13 protein-coding genes are annotated in these 18,261 nt (G+C 61.8%); 5 read left to right on the top strand and 8 right to left on the bottom strand.

Going from position 1 to position 18,261, the window contains the following annotated elements; all coding sequences use genetic code 11:
• The first annotated feature begins 111 nt into the window (after nucleotides 1-111).
• Nucleotides 112-1,545, top strand: coding sequence for an aldehyde dehydrogenase family protein (locus tag FJ471_RS01025; RefSeq protein WP_140801308.1), 1,434 nt, complete (start codon nucleotides 112-114; stop codon nucleotides 1,543-1,545).
• 98 nt (nucleotides 1,546-1,643) lie between these two features.
• On the opposite strand, the gene FJ471_RS01030 is transcribed toward FJ471_RS01025, so the two are convergent.
• A complete protein-coding gene (locus FJ471_RS01030) occupies nucleotides 1,644-2,426 on the bottom strand; it encodes an aspartate/glutamate racemase family protein (protein ID WP_140801309.1) in 783 nt (260 codons plus the stop codon).
• Nucleotides 2,427-2,557: 131 nt separating this feature from the next.
• Between FJ471_RS01030 and FJ471_RS01035 the strand changes: the two genes are divergently transcribed.
• Nucleotides 2,558-3,454, top strand: a complete 897-nt coding sequence (locus tag FJ471_RS01035) for a LysR family transcriptional regulator (protein WP_181179044.1) — start codon at nucleotides 2,558-2,560, stop codon at nucleotides 3,452-3,454.
• Between the two features lie 256 nt (nucleotides 3,455-3,710).
• Nucleotides 3,711-5,168: a hypothetical protein gene (locus tag FJ471_RS01040; protein ID WP_140801311.1), complete on the top strand. Its 1,458-nt coding sequence runs from the start codon at nucleotides 3,711-3,713 to the stop codon at nucleotides 5,166-5,168.
• Nucleotides 5,169-5,225: 57 nt separating this feature from the next.
• On the opposite strand, the gene FJ471_RS01045 is transcribed toward FJ471_RS01040, so the two are convergent.
• The 7 genes from FJ471_RS01045 to FJ471_RS01075 all read right to left on the bottom strand — a co-directional run bounded on the left by FJ471_RS01045 (nucleotide 5,226) and on the right by FJ471_RS01075 (nucleotide 11,773).
• Nucleotides 5,226-5,729: a hypothetical protein gene (locus FJ471_RS01045; protein ID WP_246684561.1), complete on the bottom strand. Its 504-nt coding sequence runs from the start codon at nucleotides 5,727-5,729 to the stop codon at nucleotides 5,226-5,228.
• 309 nt (nucleotides 5,730-6,038) lie between these two features.
• Entirely contained in the window at nucleotides 6,039-6,218 is a 180-nt protein-coding gene (locus FJ471_RS01050; protein WP_140801313.1) for a hypothetical protein, read from the bottom strand.
• 250 nt (nucleotides 6,219-6,468) lie between these two features.
• A complete protein-coding gene (locus FJ471_RS01055; protein ID WP_140801314.1) occupies nucleotides 6,469-6,747 on the bottom strand; it encodes a hypothetical protein in 279 nt (92 codons plus the stop codon).
• Nucleotides 6,748-7,161: 414 nt separating this feature from the next.
• On the bottom strand, nucleotides 7,162-8,130 hold the full coding sequence (locus FJ471_RS01060) for an ABC transporter substrate-binding protein (protein WP_181179046.1): 969 nt from the start codon (nucleotides 8,128-8,130) through the stop codon (nucleotides 7,162-7,164).
• Between the two features lie 47 nt (nucleotides 8,131-8,177).
• Complete coding sequence (locus tag FJ471_RS01065) at nucleotides 8,178-10,946, bottom strand: MFS transporter (RefSeq protein ID WP_140801316.1); 2,769 nt, start codon at nucleotides 10,944-10,946, stop codon at nucleotides 8,178-8,180.
• Between the two features lie 83 nt (nucleotides 10,947-11,029).
• Nucleotides 11,030-11,413: a hypothetical protein gene (locus tag FJ471_RS01070; protein ID WP_181179048.1), complete on the bottom strand. Its 384-nt coding sequence runs from the start codon at nucleotides 11,411-11,413 to the stop codon at nucleotides 11,030-11,032.
• 90 nt (nucleotides 11,414-11,503) lie between these two features.
• A complete protein-coding gene (locus tag FJ471_RS01075) occupies nucleotides 11,504-11,773 on the bottom strand; it encodes a hypothetical protein (protein ID WP_140801318.1) in 270 nt (89 codons plus the stop codon).
• Between the two features lie 403 nt (nucleotides 11,774-12,176).
• Between FJ471_RS01075 and FJ471_RS01080 the strand changes: the two genes are divergently transcribed.
• A complete protein-coding gene (locus FJ471_RS01080) occupies nucleotides 12,177-13,076 on the top strand; it encodes an AraC family transcriptional regulator (RefSeq protein ID WP_140801319.1) in 900 nt (299 codons plus the stop codon).
• Between the two features lie 230 nt (nucleotides 13,077-13,306).
• Nucleotides 13,307-18,261, top strand: a 4,955-nt coding sequence (locus FJ471_RS01085) for an autotransporter-associated beta strand repeat-containing protein (protein ID WP_181179050.1), incomplete at its 3' end; no start/stop codon positions are given.

Genomic DNA, 18,261 nt, shown 5'->3' on the forward strand with positions numbered 1-18,261 from the left:
AAGCACTTCAAGCTTGCATTTGACAGAGTGCATGCCGCATCGTTATTTCTGACGATATACGACGATCACCTCACCACAATCGAGCAAAACCGGCCCGCAAGGAGCGAAACCATGTCACACGATCTGCAGTTCTATATCGACGGCGCCTGGGTCGATCCCGTGGTGCCGAACACTCTCGACGTGATCGATCCTTCGAACGAAGACGCTTTCGCGCAGATATCACTCGGCTCCAAGGCCGATGTCGACAAGGCGGTGGCCGCCGCCAAGCGCGCTTTCGCCACGTTCGGCTTCACCTCGGTCGAGGAGCGGCTCGATATCCTCAACCGCGTCATCGAAATCTACAAGAAGCGCAGCAGGGACCTGGCGCTTGCCGTCTCGCGCGAGATGGGCGCGCCGCGCCAGATGGCGCTGGACAGCCAGGTCGGCGTCGGTCAGGCGCATCTGGAAAAGATGGCCGAGGTGCTGAAGAGCTTCCAGTTCCGCCACGTCAAAGGTTCGTCGCTCATCGTCAAGGAGCCGATCGGCGTCGTCGGCCTGATCACGCCGTGGAACTGGCCGCTCAACCAGATCACCTGCAAGGTCGGTCCGGCGCTCGCCGCCGGCTGCACGATGGTGCTCAAGCCGTCCGAGATCGCGCCGCTCGACGCCATCATCTTCGCCGAGATCATCGACGAGGCCGGCGTGCCGAAGGGTGTGTTCAACCTCGTCAACGGCGACGGCCCGACCGTCGGCCAGGCGCTGGCCAGCCATCCGGATGTCGACATGATGTCCTTCACCGGTTCGACCCGCGCCGGCATCCTGGTCGCCAAGGCGGCCGCCGATACGGTCAAGCGCGTGCATCAGGAACTGGGTGGCAAATCGGCCAACATCCTGTTCCCCGATGTCGACCTGGAGCGGGCCGTCACCAAGGGCGTCGCCGGCTGCTTCGGCAACAGCGGCCAGTCCTGCAACGCGCCGACCCGCATGTTCGTGCCGCGCGACCGTCTCGACGAGGCGACCGGCTATGCGAAGAAGGCGGCGGAAAAATTCACCGTCGGCCCGGCTGACGCGCCCGCGTCCAAGCTTGGCCCGGTGGTGAGCCAGATCCAGTTCGACAAGATCCAGGATCTGATCCAGAGCGGCATCGACGAGGGCGCCACCCTGGTCGCCGGTGGGCCCGGCCGCCCGGCCGAGCTCAATCGCGGCTACTATGTCCGCCCGACCGTCTTCGCCAACGTCACGCATGACATGCGCATCTCCAAGGAGGAGATCTTCGGGCCGGTGCTGTCGATCATGCCTTACGATACGGTCGAGCAGGCGGTCGAGCAGGCCAACGACACCGTCTACGGCCTTGCCTCCTACATCCAGGCCAAGGACATCGAGAAGGCGCGCGACGTGGCTGCCCGCATGCGCTCCGGCAATGTCTACATCAACTATCCGACCTGGGACGCTGGCCTGCCCTTCGGCGGCTACAAACAGTCCGGCAACGGCCGCGAATATGCCGAATACGGCCTGGAGGATTTCCTCGAGGTCAAAGGCATCGCCGGCTACGAGGCGGCGGAATAAAGCTCACGGGTTAGGAGCCGGAGAGCCAAGGCTCTTCGAAGCGACTTGAGAAGGGCGCGGTTTCGGCCGCGCCTTTTTCATTCGGTTGATGTCGCACGTCAGACATGACCGTAGAAATCCCGGTGCACGGCGGCGGAATAGGCGTAGTCCAGCAAGGTCGACCAGCTGAACAAGGGCATGTCGATTTCGCGCTGTATCGCCCGGCCGAAGGGCTGAAACCCGGTGCATTCGAGCACCATGGCTCCCATGTCGGGATGAGCGGCGGCAAAATCCTTCGCGACCTTGACGATGTCGCGCTCCGCCAGGCCGTAATCCGCGGTCGGGATTTCGGGCCGGATCTCCTTCGTCCAGAGCGTGTCGAACTGGGGCGTCTTGCCGTCGTCCTTTGCGCCGTGAACGACGTAGTTCGTGCCAAGCGTCACGCCCACCGAAGTCAGGTGCCGGTCACTGAGCCGATCGCCCTCGGCGACAAGAATGCCGACGACCTTTTCGGGACCGATCGTCATCTGGGCGAGAGGCACCTGCAGCAGGCTCGACGCGAAGACCGGCACGTCGACGCTGGCCGCGATCTCCTTCTGGAACCAGGCGAAGTAGCCGCATTCGGCGGCGATTGCCCGACATCCCATGCGTTCCAGTTTCCGCGCGGCCCTGACGATCGGCTCCAGCAGGGCTTTCTTGTCGTCGCCGCGCACGAGGTTCTGGATGTCGACGCCTTCGGCGATTTCATACTGGATCGGAAAGGGATAGGCGCTGGCGTTCCGCACATCGCCCGGGAAGCCTGGATACACCTCGTCGAGGATGATGATGCCCAGGCCCATTCCGTAGCAGGAATGATTCCTGCGGGCTTGAATTCGTTGAACACCTGAATCCCGAACCGTCATCCCAAGTCTCCGCACATCGTTGCGGCGGACGCTAGTTGCTTATGAATAAGCAAGGAAATAGCGTTTCGTTATGGTCGCCAGAAGACGCTTATGAAGGTGCCGTCATGCTTTCCCGACGCGATGAGATATCCGTGCGCCGCGTGCGCAGCCTGCTGACGGTGCTGGAGCTGAACTCGTTCACCCAGGCCGCGGAAGAGCTGGGCCTCACCCAGCCGGCCATCTCGCAGCATGTCACGCAGCTGGAAAGGCAATTGGGCTTCACGCTGCTGGTGCGCGACCGCGAAGGGCTCCGGCTCAGCCCCGCCGGCAGTTCGCTGCTGCCGGGGCTGCGTCGGCTCGTTGCGGGCAATGAGGCGATCGTGGATCAGCTCGCCTCGCTCAGCCTCGGCACCGAGCAGATCCTGCGCGTTGCGAGCGTGGCGTCTTTCGCCGCGATGTTCATCGGCCCGGCCTTCCACGCGCTGCGGCCCCGGTTCCCCAACCACGTGCTCGACATCGTGGAGATCGACAGCGAGGAGACGTTTCAGCTCGTCCGGTCGAACGAGATCGATTTCGGCATCAGCAGCGTCTTTGTTCCGTCGCCCGGCCTGCTGTTCGAACCGCTTTGCCAGGACGGCGCCTGCGTCGTCATGGCGGCGTCGCATCCGCTTGCGGCGCGGTCCGAGCTTGCCGACGAATTGGTGCTCGCCGAACCCTTCATCCGCTTCCCCTCGGGAACGACTTCGGGCAACTGGCTCGCCATGATGTCCGAACGGTCCGGCCTGCAGCCAAAAACCGTCGTCGAGGTGCGCCAGCTGATGACCGGCTGTCAGCTCGCGCGGGAGAATATCGGCCTGACCGTCGTCCCCGAGATCGCAGCGAGATCGTGCCCGCTGCCCGGCTTGGCCGTTGTTCCCTTGCGGGATGGTCTGCCGCCGAGAAAGCTGGGCGTGGTCACCAGCGAGTTTCACCAGCCGTCGGACTTCGAGAACGCCGTTCTCGCGGAGCTTCGAGCGATGACCTGGCCAAGAGCATCGAGTGCGGTTTGAAGAGCGAAGGAACATCCCCTCAATACCTCGGGCTGTAATCAAGCCTGCAAACGCTTCTGCACATTAGAAAATGCTATAGTTTCAGTTGTTGCGCTCAAAGAATAACCGCCGCGAAGAACTCAGTAAAACTCGAACAATCGGTTTGCGCCGGCGTTAACGGCGCACGCTGCATTCTTGCCGCATGAAAACCGGTGGGAACGGCATGCGTCTCTTGGCTGTTAAGACGTGGATTGCGTCTTTCCTGGCATCCGCTCTGATGCTGGGCGCCCAGTTGGGTGTCGCTTGGGCGGGGCAGCCATGGCTGGATAAGCTCGGCGAGCCGGACCGGCAGAAGTTCACGCAGCTGATCGATACGGTCGATGGCTGGACAGCCGACAAGGCCGACAAGATCAAGGCCGACCTCAAGGCATTCGTGGATGCACATCCGGATTTCGTTCCCGCCCGGGTCGAGGCGACCCGGGCAGAGTGGATGAGGATTGCCAGCGGCATGGGGATGGCCCTGTCGAGCAAATCCTTCTTCATCGTCTTCGAGGAACTGGAGCGTCTCGACCCTTCCTATCCGCCGGCTTACGTCTACGGGGCGCGGACATATATTTATTCCGGCTATCCGGCCGGCGCGCGCAAGCAGCTCGATAAGGCGCTTGCCCTGGATGCCGCGAACCCCTGGGTCGACATCACCTGGTCCCTGATGCTCGAACACCTGGATCACCGCGAGGATGCGCTGACCTGGGCGAAGACGGCGCTACCCAAGACGGCCGGAAATACCAAGGCGATGGTTGGCGCAATCCTCGCGATTACCAATTTGCAGGGCGTTGCCAACCACGAGGCAGCGGTTGCGCTGGCCGATCAGATACAGGCGCTCGAACCGGACATGGACAAACTCGCCGAGGTCATCGACGGATGCCTGTCCGGCTACAGCTACCAGCCCGGTCTGCTGGATGCCCTGACTGAGATCACCAAACGAGTTGAAGCGAGACAAGCCCTGACAAACGCTCTCTGGTACGAAATCGCGCGCCTCGATCTGGCCATTGGCTATCTGTACAACGACGGCGTCATGCCCCGGTACCGGCCGGACTATGCCGCGGCCGCGGTCGTAATCCTCGACAAGATAAGGGACGATCCGCAACTGGCTCAGAAAATATGGAACACCCGATATGACCTGGCCCTCAGTCTTGGCGACGTCGCGGCCATGACCAAGCTTCTCGATGAAGCTGGCCTGAAAGGCTACGACGCCACGTCGATCGGCTATCACGAAGCGCAACTGCTGTTTGCACAGGGCAGATATGTCGACGTGATGAACCTCTACCAGAGGCGCAGGCTTCCCGAGGACACTCTGCTGGCCCTCGCCTATGACTGGGGAGGCGACCGCAGTGTCGCCGACAGGATCTACCTGCGCGACCTGGAACTGAACGCGACATCCGGCCCGGCCAATGCCACTTATGCCGGGTTGAGGCTGTTCCGTTTTCGCGACATCGACGGCGCCATCAAATACGGAGAGAAGGCGTATTCGCTTTATCCATCCGGCTGGAGCCGTTCGCTCGTGACGACCGCCTGGTTGGTCAAATCGTCCGATTATCTGAAAGCCAACAAGACCAAAGAGGCGAAGGAGGCTTTCGCGCGCGCCCGCCAGATCGGCATAGACCGCGCCTCCCTGCAAAGCTTCTGCAGCAATCTGTGCAACGATATCGTTTTGCCTCTGACGGAGTTCCAGTAGCCATACGGTGCCGCCCGCAATTTTGGGGCGGCCGCGCTGGTCCGCGCCGGCAACGCTTCAGGAGCCCGTCCGCCGCGCAAAATGTTCATAGGTCACGCGCCAGGGGTTGCTCTCGGCGGCCCGCTCTTCGCCGATCCAATGGAAGCTGTCGGCAGCGATCCCGGTGAAGCGCCATCGCGCCAGCAGGCCTCGCGAATCCTCGCCGATCTGGACGATATCCTTGCCTTCCGCCCGGCCGATCTGGCGCCCATAATCCTGGTTGAGCGGATCGCTCCAGATGATGTGCCAGCCACCGATAGAAGGGTCGAAGACGCGCAAGGTCGGGCCGGACATGATGGACGGGGCAGGGCGCCTGGGCCTGATCCAAAGATCCTGGATAGCGCGGCCTTCGAGCACCCAGCCGAAATGGCATTCGCCATCCCATTTCTCGACCGTGCCGTCGCCGAGGTGGTGGAGCGTATCCATGTCCCAGCTGCCGATCAGCCAGCCGTAGAGGTCCATGTCCTTCCACCGCTCGGGCGCTGGAGCTTCGGACATGAGGGCGGTGAAAAACGTGGACATTGGCATGATCTTTCTCCAACGGAACGACAGGGCAGCGGCCATGCTCTGACCCTTGCAGCGTTGTCGGTTCCAGGCTTGGGAAAAATTGCTGTAGTCAAACTGCCGGCAAGACGAGCCGGCGTGCGCGCACCATCCCCTGAATGCGAGAAATCGGCGGGACGGTGGCGGGAAATATTGCCCTCTATCGCGGTCAATCCGGCGCCATTTGGCAATCAGCGCAAACTCGCTTGCCGGTCACGGCACCACTTCAGGCACAAAGAGCCCCGCGGACGAGATGCCCGCGGGGCTCTTTTTCAGTGGACGTGCCGATTAACGGCGATCGCTTCCGCGACCGTCATTGTGGCTGCCATGCGCACCATTCAGGCACTGAGTCCAGTAATCGCCATGATTGGTGCAGGCATTGATAGTTGCCTGCTGAGCATAAGCCGAGCCGGCCAGGCCAGAGACAGCAACAACGGCGAGGATTGCATTGCGAAGAATCTTGGACATTTCGAGTTTCCTTTGTCTAAAATCCGGTCGTGCCGGTCGATGGCCGTTTTCGTGCAGTTGGGTTTCGGTTTGATGGCGCTTAGGCGCGACTTTGTTTCGAAATCGCAACTGGGCAAACGGCAGCCGGCTAAGCTGCCGGGGCGCCTCGCAAGCCATGACGGCTCGTTTGCATACAAATGTTTCAAAGGCAGTCGTTCCCGTTACAGGCCTCGTGCTTGCGTGCAATGCGGCGGAAACGATCGTTGATCATTTAGATCGCCACGGTGAAGGCGGCGAGGTTTGTTCTCGTTACAGCCATGGCGAATAGGATGAAGTCTATGTCGATAATGAAGACGTTGAACCGCATGGGCGCGGCCTTGAAATATGCACAGGACGCCCGCAACCCGACGCGGATGCGAAACGGGCTGCCGTCCGACAACCAATTGGATATTTGCTGGCCGGTAATGCCGACAGCGAAACATTTGTCGTCGAACACTTGGGGCGCGATCTGAGATAGCGACCGCCCGGAAACCTGAGCGTTGATCAGCACATGGCAATCATCGCCTTGCGAGCTTCGGGGAACGCGCCGTTGTGGCGTCTGGCAATGAGCGGAAAATTGTGGCTGGAGTTCCTGGAAGCTTTTCGAACTTTCTGGGTCGCTCCGCAGTCCGAATTGGGGCTGCTCATGGACAAAGTAGGATACTAGATTCGGCTTTTGCATGGCTCTGGAAGGGATCGACCCCTTGGCACGTTGCGCCCGATAGCGCGACGGTACGACTTCCAAGTACCATGCTTTGAACGGCAGCTTCGCGCCTCATGTCGGTGGTAGAGATCGACTTCGCAACATCCTGAAAGCAGACGTTGCCGGCTATCACGCAGGAGGTCATGGTTGCGGCGCTTCCGGACTTTGTGATCCGCTCAGATTGAGCGACTGACTTTCCGCACTTCGGCTAGTCTCGACCGCCTATTCGACCTTCTCGACAAATTGTAGAAATTCGACGGGCGGAAACAGGTTGAGTTGCTTGGCAACGCGCATGTTCACCAGATAGGCGAACTCTTCCATAGCGAGCACCGGGAGGTCGCCTGGCTGGCTGCCGTCCACGAGGATTCTACTTGCCTGCCGGGCTGCAAGCCTGCCGACGTCATAGTCGCGCGCGGCCACCGACATCAGCGCATTGGATTCGGTGACCAGATGTTCATAGGGCGACAGCACAGGCAAAACCGCTTCCAGGGCAGCCCCGGTGAACAGGTCCTGCTGCTTCTCCAGGAACGTGCTCGATCCCAAATATACGAACTGCACGCCAGCCTGCTTCAACTCCTGCATCTTCGGCGTGACCGATGCCGGGTCCGGCGTGCCGTCGGCCTTCGCGGCGAGTGGAAGCGCCGTCAGCGAGAAGTTCAGCTCCCCCGTCAGCGCCTTGATCTCGTCCACCTTTGCGACGGAGTTCGCCTCACTGGCGTCGTAGAGGATTCCGAGGTGTGCGAAGTCTTTCATGTAGCGGCGGATGCTCTTGATGTTTACGCTTTCGGGCACCCGGTTGCGGGTACCGGTGACGTTCGGCCTGCCAGTCTGCTCGTAACTTTCGATGATCTTGGTGCCGACCGGGTTGGAAACCACCGTGAAGACCACGGGGATATCACTGAGAAAGCGCGGATCGTTCCGCTCGTCGAGCGAGCCGACGATGCCCAGCGTCACCTTGGTTCCCCAGGTGATCACCAGGTCGGGCCGCGTCTTGCGCAGTTTCTCGACGATGCCGGGCAGCTTCGACGGATCCTCGGCTGCGTCGAAGACGGTTACATCGGCATCCAACCCGCTGTCGGCCACAAAATCCTTCACCCCCCGACAGACATCCTCGCAGCCTATCCAGACGACCATGGCGATGGTCTTCCTTGCGGCCTCCGCCGGCGAGGCAAACCAGTCTGCGGCAAGCACCAAAGCAAGCAAAGCTCCAGTTATGCCTCTCATGACATTCCTCCTCATCAATTTCTACCGACGGTGTGAAGCAAGGCAAAGACAACGGCCCCGAACAGGACAAGGCACCCGATCGCTCCGACGGCGCCGGAATATCCGATGTAACCGGTGAGCAAGCCCGTCAACACCAGGCCAGCGACGGCGCCGCCTCGCTCCAGCAGGCGCGTCGTTCCGAGTACGACGCTCGACCCGAGATGCGACAGCCGGCCTTCGGCAAGGTCCATGACCAGCACCGCCTGTGGTCCGCCGGACAGCCCCAATCCGAGCCCGGTTCCTGCGGCGGCGAGAAACATGCTTGCGCTCGACGGGAAGGCGGCGGCAACGAGCAGAACTGCGCCCGAGACAACCGACGAAGCGAAGGCGACCAGCGCCGGATTCGAGTATCGTTGCGGCACTTTATCATGGATAGCCCCGCCAATGATAAGCATCAGGAAAAAGCACATCATGGCGCGGCCGATGCCAGCGGCCGACGACCCCAGTGCATCCATCTGCAGCGACAGAAGATAGGAGACGAAGACGTGATTTACGATCTCCAGCGGAACGATGATGCCGAAAGCGGTGGCGGCAAAACGCGCGCTGCGCATCGGCGCTAGAAGGTTGAACGAGAACCGGGTGTCCTCCTGCTCGCCGGTCTGGCGGATGCCGGCGCGGAACTGCGGCACGTAGTGCCAGATCAAAGCGGCTGACACGGCCATCACCACCGCGCAGACGATGAACACCGCCCGCTGGCCCATCCGGTCGGCGATGATGCCGCCAAGCGCAGTGCCCGCGAAGACTCCGCTGAACATTGCGGTTCTGATGAGGCCGATCGAGCGCGACCGCACGGCCGGCGGCAGCATGTCCAGAACGTAGTCCTGGCAGGAAAGCGAGGCGAGGACGAAGCCGAGGCCGTTGAGGGCGAGGCAGGCGATCAGGTGGACGATGTTGCCGGCCGCGAAGAGGCCGACATTGGCGAGCATGCACATGCCGGCACCCGCCAGGAACAGGTTCCTGTAGCCGAAGCGGCGTTCGAGTGGCCGCGCCAGCGGCGCCCCGAACAGGGTCGCCAGCAGATAGGCGGCCAGTGGCAGGCCGATCACGATGCCGGGGCTTATCCAGGTGATCGGGTTGTCAGCGTCCCTCGCGTAGAGCGAGAAGAAGGACAGCGGCAGTTCGTCGGCCATTGCGAAGAGGAAGAGCGGGAGGCGGACGTCAGATAAGCTGCAGAAACGCAGGACCTCGGCGCCCGATCTGCTAAGCTCGAACCTCCGTCCCAGAGATTCGAGGAGCCTCTCCCTTTCCTCCGGGTTTTGTCCGGCCAACGCCGATCGCCAGGCCTCCGCAAACATACCATTGAGGCGAACGGCTCTTTCCGAGATCCTATTGGTCAGCCTGCCGATGACGTTCATGCCGGAGGCGGCCAAGCGCTTGGAGAAATCACTCGCGGCCTGCAGCCCTGCGACATGCTGGAGCCCGTCGATCGGCAGCGTCACCGACGAAGCCATCATCACGACCACCAGTTCGAACGCAAAGAGCACGATCACGAGAAGCACGACGCTTAGGTCGAGCAGCATGTCGCGGAACTGCGCCGCAAAATAGAGCGGATCGGTTTCGGTGACGATCGTTCCGATCGTCTCCCCGTCAAGCAACAGCGGAAATTCCGAGACGCCTTCCGAGGCCGAGCGCTTCTTGCCGATCTCGAGGATTGGCTTCCCCGGCAGGATCCCCAGATAGGATATCTCCGGAAGGTTCTGCGTCAGATCCTGAAAATAGTCCTGGCCGCCAACCAACTGGTCGAGCGGCACGCCGGCCTCGATGGCACGCTGTATGTTGGCGTTAGCGACGGTACCAATGAGCTCGGTGCGTTTCGCAATCTCGGGCGAGAAGGATTCGTCGATGCCGAGATAGGCCACATAGGCGAGCGCCAGCGCCGAACCGAACACCATGGCTGCGACCAGCGGCATCAGGCGCCTGGCGATGTTCCTGGCGAGGTCGGTCTCGGCAATGCCGACGAACCTGACTGAGGCGGCGGCATCGTTGCCAGGCAACGCGTCCGGCGCCGGTGGACCGAATTTTGCGAGTTCCGACAGCGCGGAACGGTAGGCGAGCGACGCTCGCTCCAGCATCTCCGAAAATTCCGGGAAGGAAGCCGCCGCGGAAGCTTGTTCGTCAGAACCGTCCAGCTGCTTCTCGATCCGCCGCAGTTCGCCGATCGGGCCGTGCATCCTAACTCTGAGTGCCAAGTAGGACACCACAGAAAACAGCACGAGCAAGACGGCTGAGACCAGCCCCATGCGCTGCCTGATCGCCCAACTGCGCGACTCCAACTCGATCCTCGGGTATGAGGCGACAACGCCAGCTACAGGACTCCCTCCTTCGTCCAGTATCGAGTAGCCGCTGATCAGGTCGGTATCGGTTTCGGCGGTCCACCTGCCGTTCGCACTGTCGACCAGGGCGCGGACGATCTCGCGCGGCATCGGTTCGACGTCGCCGGCGAGCGTGGAATCCACCACTATCCCCGAAGGATTTATCAGGTGGACGGCCTTGATGAGGGGGTCAGTTTCCCGGGCGCGCAGGAGCAGTTCGGTGGCATTGCGCATCATCGACACCGGAAGGCCTAGGTCGACGACGGAACGGAAGGGCGCGGCGGTCGAGCCGACGACGACGGAAAGCCGCTGCCTGATCAGGTTCGACAATATGGCGTCATGCTGGAGAACGGTCAGGATGGACAGGGTCGCGAGAACGATCGCCATGACTGCCGTCAGCGCAAGCCAGATACGCCTAAGCAGCAGCCCCACGTCCCATCCCCCTTGGTGACGGCCCACAGTATCTTCGGCCGCCAGAAACAACAAGTTGGAACCTAGACAAACTCCACGGCTTCTCAGCGTCCTGATTTGGACGACCTCGATCGAACCGACGCTGCAAGGACTGGCAAATTGTGCAGTGCGAGTGCATTAAACCGTGCTGGGCCTTTGATCTTCTTGCCGCCGATCGGGAGAATGCAGCGCTGCAGCTGCTCCAGCCGGGACTTGTGAGCCCGCAATTGAACGCCGATCTCATGGAGCTTGGCGCGTTTATCGGGGCGTGCCGCAATCAGCTCTTCTTCAAGCCGGGCAATGTTCTTCCTGGGTGCTTCTGCATCGGCAAACCGCTGTTGCCTGATCCAGCCTCTCACCCAACGTCGCCGAAGCAACCCTAGCTCAGCATTTTCTGACGGTTCCGCAGCACCAAGCTCACCGATGGAGTCGTTCTGACTAAGCCGCATCCTCGGAGTTCTCCTGCAATTTGACCAGCAGATAACCGGGATACCGGATGACCTGGTCGAACTCGCGAGACACGGTGTCCACGAACTTCATCACGCGCGGGCTGCGGTGCCTTTGTGCCGGGTAGAAAGCGCATAGATCGACCGCTTTTCCCAATGCCTTTCGGGCGGAACCGGAACCAGCGCACCGGCCGCCACTTCATACTCGATGAAGAAGTCGGGCAGGTAGCTGATCGCTGACCCAATCGCCGTGAAGTACTTGGTCATCCAGTAGTCATTGACCTTGAATTTGCCGATGTGCCTCGCCTCTGCAAGATCTTGGCCTCGCGGAGCCGCCAACGTTCGGCCAACGCTGTTGCGCATGTAGATCGCCGTTCAACCGCTCGATATCAGCCGGTGTTTCGGGCGTTCCGTGCCGGGCCAGGAAGTCGGGGCCGGCGTAAAGCCCGTGGGAAATCGCGCCTAGCGTTCGACGCATCAAGGTCGAGCTTGGCGGCTCTCCGACGACGATCATGTAATCGAAGCCCGCACGATCAGCTTGTCGTTGGGGATGATGACGAAAGTCATATTCCTTGCGGCCAGTCCGGGCAGTATCCAAATGTTTTTCCTGTTCCGACACCGATAGATGGACCAATGTAGCTCGTTTAATAAATACGACTCGGTTGGAACGCGATCGTACAGTTTCACGTTGCAACCTTGATCCAATAAAACGAATCAATATTAGGTAGTGCTGATAAAGCATGGCCTACATTGCGGGCCGAACGTCATGACTTCTTCTGAAAACCGTCTTGATGCTGCGCCTCATTCAGCAGATGCTGATTTGGACTCTATATTTTCGACGGCCGACGCTTCGGCGATACGCACCGGGCGGGGAGTGGCCGCGTACTCTCTGTTGCCGGCTGGGCTGCACACCTTTTCGGCCAGTCACCATGTCGTTTATGTCGGCCTTGAATCTGCGCCGGGCACGTGCGCCAGACTGGGCGACGGCAAAGCCGAGCGCTATGACGCTCCTGCGGGCGACATCATCGTCAAGCAGGCGGATCTCGAAGCTGGCCTCCATCTGTCGAAGGCCCGGGAAAGCGCGATCATCGTCTATCCGGATGACAGCCTAAAAGAGCTTGCCCGGCAGCAATTCGGCTCTGACCAAGCCGAGCTAAGGCCCCCACCTTTCGGTGCTGTGGACCACACCGCCTTGAGCATTGCGCAATTGCTCAAAGCAGAACTGACAAGGGAGCATGGCCCCAGCGAGTTCTACGTCGAGCGCCTCATTGCGATCCTCGGCGTGCATCTCCTTCACGCTTATGCCGCGCCCGATGACACCGAGCCCCAACCTTTCAAGGGCGGCCTGGCGCGGAAAGCGACGCGCAGCCTTCAGGACTTCCTGAAGGCCAATCTTGCACAGAAGATCTCCGTCAACGAGCTTGCCGCGCTGGCGAACCTGTCGCCCCGTCAATTTACACACGCATTCACCAAAACCTTTGGAAAATCGCCGCATCGCTATCTCCTCGATTTGCGGCTCGACCACGCGGCGGGACTTCTCGCGGAGGGGCAATTGACGATTGCCGATGTCGCCTATCTCAGCGGTTTCTCCAGCCAGAGCCATCTGACGGCGGCGATGAAAAAGTATCGGGGCATCACGCCGACTCTCTTACGCTCCTCATCCTGAAGGCGAACCGGCCTGCCGTTAAGCCTATATTAGTATTGTGCAACAACAACTTGTGCCTTTCATGTAACAGCTTCACTCAAGGGTGCGCTCGGCCGTAAGCGGGCCGCAGTTTTTTGCAAAACTTCGCCGTTTTTTGAAATACGCAGCAGCGGTTCCATGCCTTGTTTCGACATTGTGCTCTGATTCATCGGAGCGTGATGCATTATTGCTTGCTAATTTAGGGGGAATACATGGCTGGGTTGGCCTGCGGCGGGACGATCCACGACCAGAGGGCCGACGACGACGGCGGCCACGATCCGAGATCGAAAGCCGGGCACCGGCATCCCGGACGCGCATCCTCCCAGGCGCGTTCGGGCCTCCAGGGGCAGCCGGCAAGGCAAGCCGACAGGTCTGTTTACTCGCAGCTTCTGCGCGGCGGCCGCATGACCAAATGGAAGGGGCAGGCGGCCAGCTTCGCGCCCAATCTGGCCCAGCTGGTTTCGACGACAGCTCCGGCCCTGCGTGGCGCGCGCCTGCCCGTCGCGCTGCTCGTCGGGCTCGGAGCCCTCCCTGCCGGTGCCGCCGATCGTTACTGGGACGTAAACGGCACGGGAGTGGAGCTCGGCGGGATCGGCTCATGGAACACGTCGTCTCCCTTCTGGAATGAAAGCAGCAACGGCGTGTCGGGTCCGATGGACGTCTGGAACAATGCCGCAGGCGACAATGCCATCTTCGACGGCACGGCGGGTGCCGTAACGCTCGGCGGTTCGATCTCGGCAGGCAGCCTGACCTTCAATGTCGGAGGCTACTCGATTGGCGGCGGCACGCTGACGCTCGCCGGCGCTACGCCGACCGTTTCGGTTGCCGCCGGCACCGCCACCATCAATTCGATAATTGCCGGCAATGCCGGCCTGACGAAGCTAGGCAGCGGTACGCTGACGCTCGGTGGCGCGAACACCTTCGTTGGTGACGTGAACGTCAATGGGGGTACGCTGTCCCTCGCCGGTTCCGGCACGTATACCGGCAATATCAACCTGAACAGCGGCTTCCTGAACGTCGCTAACGACGCGGCGCTCGGCAATTCGAGCAATGGAATTTTCACCACCGCAGGGACGCAGCTGACGATTAACGGCGCTCTCAGTGGAAGCCGCGTCGTCACGCTTGGCGCCGGGGGACAAACCACCATCGCAGGTGTCGGCGCCGCCTCCACGTACTACACGGGCGCCGGTGGCCTTACGGCTTTCAGGACATCACTGACCAACAACGCCAACGACTATGCCGGACAGACAACAATCCAAGTCAGTACCAGCGACAACATCACTTTCAGCTCAGTCGGCAATCTTGGCGAAGTGAGTGCGCTCGGGGCTGGTGCCGGCTCGAATGGAACCATTATCGTTCAGCGCATAAACGGCGCCACCGGCACACTCTCCTATGTCGGGACCGGAAGCGATTCCAACCGGGATTGGTCTTTGCCCACCACGGGCGGCAACCTGTCTTTCGTGAACAGCGGCACGGGAACCCTGATCTTACGAGGGAACATCGCGCTCGGTGGCCCGGCTGGCACAGGGGTCGGCTTCGCGGCCAATTCCGCGGACCTGCAGCTCCTGGGGCAAATCAGCGGCAGTCTCGGCAGCGTCTCCTTTTCAGGCAGTAGCAATACACGCACCATAACGCTCGGCGACTCCAACAGCTTCAACGCACCAGCATCGATCGGTTCGGTCACCGTCAAAGCGGGCGTGCTGGCCAATGGTGGGGCGAACAGCTCGCTCGGCGCCGGGACGAGCGTGAATTTGGCCAATGGCGGTGTTCTAAGCTATACGGGCGGCGCCGCCTCCAGCAACCGGACCTGGACGGTTTCGGCCAACGCCAACGGCACGATAAACAACGACAGCACGACGGGCGCTCTGACGCTAAGTGGCGCTGCCACGCTCAATACCAATTCAACCCTCACCTTCGGCGGCTCCTATACGGGCGGTCCCAATACCTTCTCGGGCGTGATCTCCGGCTCGGGCAACCTCGCCAGCAACGGCGCCGGCGTCTGGGAACTCACCGGCGCCAGCACCCGCACTGGCGGCATAACGGTGGACGGCGGAACGCTGCGCGCGGGAAGCGCCTTAGCCTTCGGCACGACCACGACGGTGACCGTCAACAACGGCACGCTGGACTTGAACAATTTCAACCTGGCGGCCACGAGTCTGGCCGGAACCGGCGGAACGATCGCCCTTGGGAGTGGAACCCTGACGGTCAATTCCGCGTCCGGCGGCACGACGTTTGCCGGGAGCATTACAGGCACCGGTGGGCTTACCAAACAGGGCGCGAGCACTCTGACGCTGACCGGCGCCAACACCTACAACGGCACGACCAACGTCAGTGGCGGCACGCTGGCGCTGGACTTCTCGGCGGCCAGCGCGCCGGCGACCGACATCATTTCCAGCGCCTCCACCCTGAACATGGCCGGGGGCACGTTGAAGGTGACAGGCTCGGCGGGCCAGACGCAAAGTTTCGCCGCGACCAACATCACCGCGGGGGGCAACACCATCGCGGGATCGGGAAACGTGACCCTCAATCTCGGCGCGATCAACCGGTCCAGCGGCCTCGTCAATTTCGTCCTGCCCACCACCGGCAGCATCACGACCACGCCGAGTACGGTTCTGGGCGGCTGGGCCACAGTCACCACAGGCGTCACGACCGACTACGCCCAGGTTGATGGTGCCGGCAACATCATCGCACGCGTCAGCTATGCGACCAAGGACGATGCGGGCACCTGGATAACGGGGGATGTCGTCAGCGACGAGGGCGGCAACGCCAATACGCCTTACTTCGGCGCGGTCGGGAGCAATGTCCAACTCGGTGGCTTAAAGTATACGGTCGCGCGGTCAAGCACTGTGACGATCGGCGTCGGCAACACACTGGGCGTGGATGGCACCATCATCGTCTCCTCGTCGGTCGGCAACAATGCGCAGACAATAACCGGCGGGCAACTGACCGGCCCTGCAGGTGGCGGTACGCTCGGCGTGCTGCAGAATAGCACCGGCAACTACACCATCGCGTCGACCATCGTCGACAACGGTGGTGGCGGGACCGGGTTCACCAAGGCGGGCACGGGGCTTGTCACGCTTTCCGGGTCAAATACCTATTCCGGGGCTACGATCGTGAGCGGAGGCACGCTGTCCGTCAACACGATCGCGAATGGCGGCTCGGCAAGCGCGATCGGGGCCTCGAGCAACGCGTCTTCCAACCTGGTGCTCGAAGGCAGCACGCTGCGCTACACGGGGCTCTCGACAGCGAGCGATCGCGGCTTCACCCTTGTCACCAACGGCGCCGTAACCGCAGGCACGATCGACGTGACGCAGGCAGGCACGGACCTGCAATTTTCGGGCGCAGTCACAAGCCCGGACAATTCCGGCCTGACCAAGACCGGCCTCGGTACGCTGACGCTCTCCAACGCCAGCAATAACTATGTCGGGATCACCACGGTCAACCAGGGGACTCTGGCTGCGAGCACACTGGCCAATGGCGGCGCCAACAGCAGCATCGGCGCATCGTCCAATGCGTCTTCGAACCTGGTGCTGCAGAGCGGGGGGGAACTAGAATATCTCGGCGCGACGGCGAGCAGCAACCGCGGCTTCACGCTTGCCTCCGGAGGCGGCGCCATTGGGGTCGCCCAGACCTCTACGACGCTGACGCTCAGCGGCGTGGCGACTGGCGCTGGCTCTCTGACCAAGAATGGCACCGGCACCTTGATCCTGTCCGGCACGAATGATTATACCGGCGGCACGATTGTGAGCGCCGGCACGTTGCGCGCCGGGTCGACCAGTGCGTTCGGCACGGGCCTCATGACGGTGAACACCGGTGCGACACTCGACCTAGCCGGCCGCGCAAACACGGTAAGGGGGCTTAGTGGGACCGGAAATGTGCTGCTGGGCGCCGCGACGCTAACGACCAACGGCAGTGGCAGCTTTTCAGGTAGCATCAGTGGGACGGGCGGCGTCACCATCGCGCCGGGCACAGTGTCGCAGACGTTCGCCGGTTGCGGCAACAGCTATACTGGCCCAACCACGATCCAGAGCGGCACCACGCTGAACGTCAGTTGTCTGGCCAATGGTGGGTTGCAGAGCGATATAGGCTCTTCCGGGAGTGCCTCGACCAATCTGGTCTTCATCAACGGCACGCTCAATTATACCGGTGGCACCGTCACCACCGACCGCGGCTTCTCGATGCCGGGATTCGTCGGCGGCGCGATCGGCGTGCAGAACGCCGCGACGACGCTTACCTTTGGCGGCCAAGTCACCGGGTCAAACGGCGGCGTCTCTAAATTCGGTGCAGGCACGCTCGTACTCTCCGGCACGAATAATTATGGCGGCGGCACGACCGTCACGGCCGGCACATTGCGGGCCGGATCGACGAGCGCCTTCGGGACTGGCGGGATGGCCGTCAACACTGGAGCCACCCTTGATCTTGCCAATCTAAGCAACACAGTGGGCAGTCTCGCGGGCGGCGGCAACGTGACGCTGGGTTCTGCAACGCTCACCATCAGCAACGGCGCTTCCCAGAATTTCAGTGGTGCAATCAGCGGCACTGGTGGGCTGGTGAAGAGCGGCGCCGGCACGCAAACTTTGTCAGGTGTCAGCAGCTATACAGGCTCCACGGTCATCAATGGCGGCATTCTCGCCGTGACGGGGCTTGCAAATGGTGGCAGCAACAGCTCGATCGGATCGTCCGCCGCCACACCGGACAAGCTCGTCCTCAATGGCGGTACGCTGCAATATATTGGAACCGGCGACAGCACCAACCGGCTGTTCACGCTTGGGGCCAGCGGCGGCTCTCTCGACGCTTCGGGCACCGGCGCGGTCAGCTTCACAAACACGGGCGCGGCCGCGCTCAGCGGTGCCGGCAACCGCACGCTGACGCTGACCGGCACCAACACCGCCGGCAACTCGCTTGCGGCTCGCATCGACAATCCGGCCGGCGCCACCACTGCGCTGACAAAGACCGGGACTGGCACCTGGGTGCTGAAGAACGGGTCGAGCACCTATACCGGCGCCACGACGATCAGCGGCGGCGTGCTCGCCGTCGATAAGCTTGGCGATGGCGGCCAGGCGAGCTCGATCGGCCAATCGACGAACCTAGCCTCCAATCTTGTGATCGGCAGCGGCTCGACGCTGCGCTATACGGGCGGCGGCGACACGACTGACCGTCTCTTCAC

The sequence above is a fragment of the Mesorhizobium sp. B2-7-1 genome, assembly GCF_006440735.1.
Lineage (GTDB): Bacteria > Pseudomonadota > Alphaproteobacteria > Rhizobiales > Rhizobiaceae > Mesorhizobium.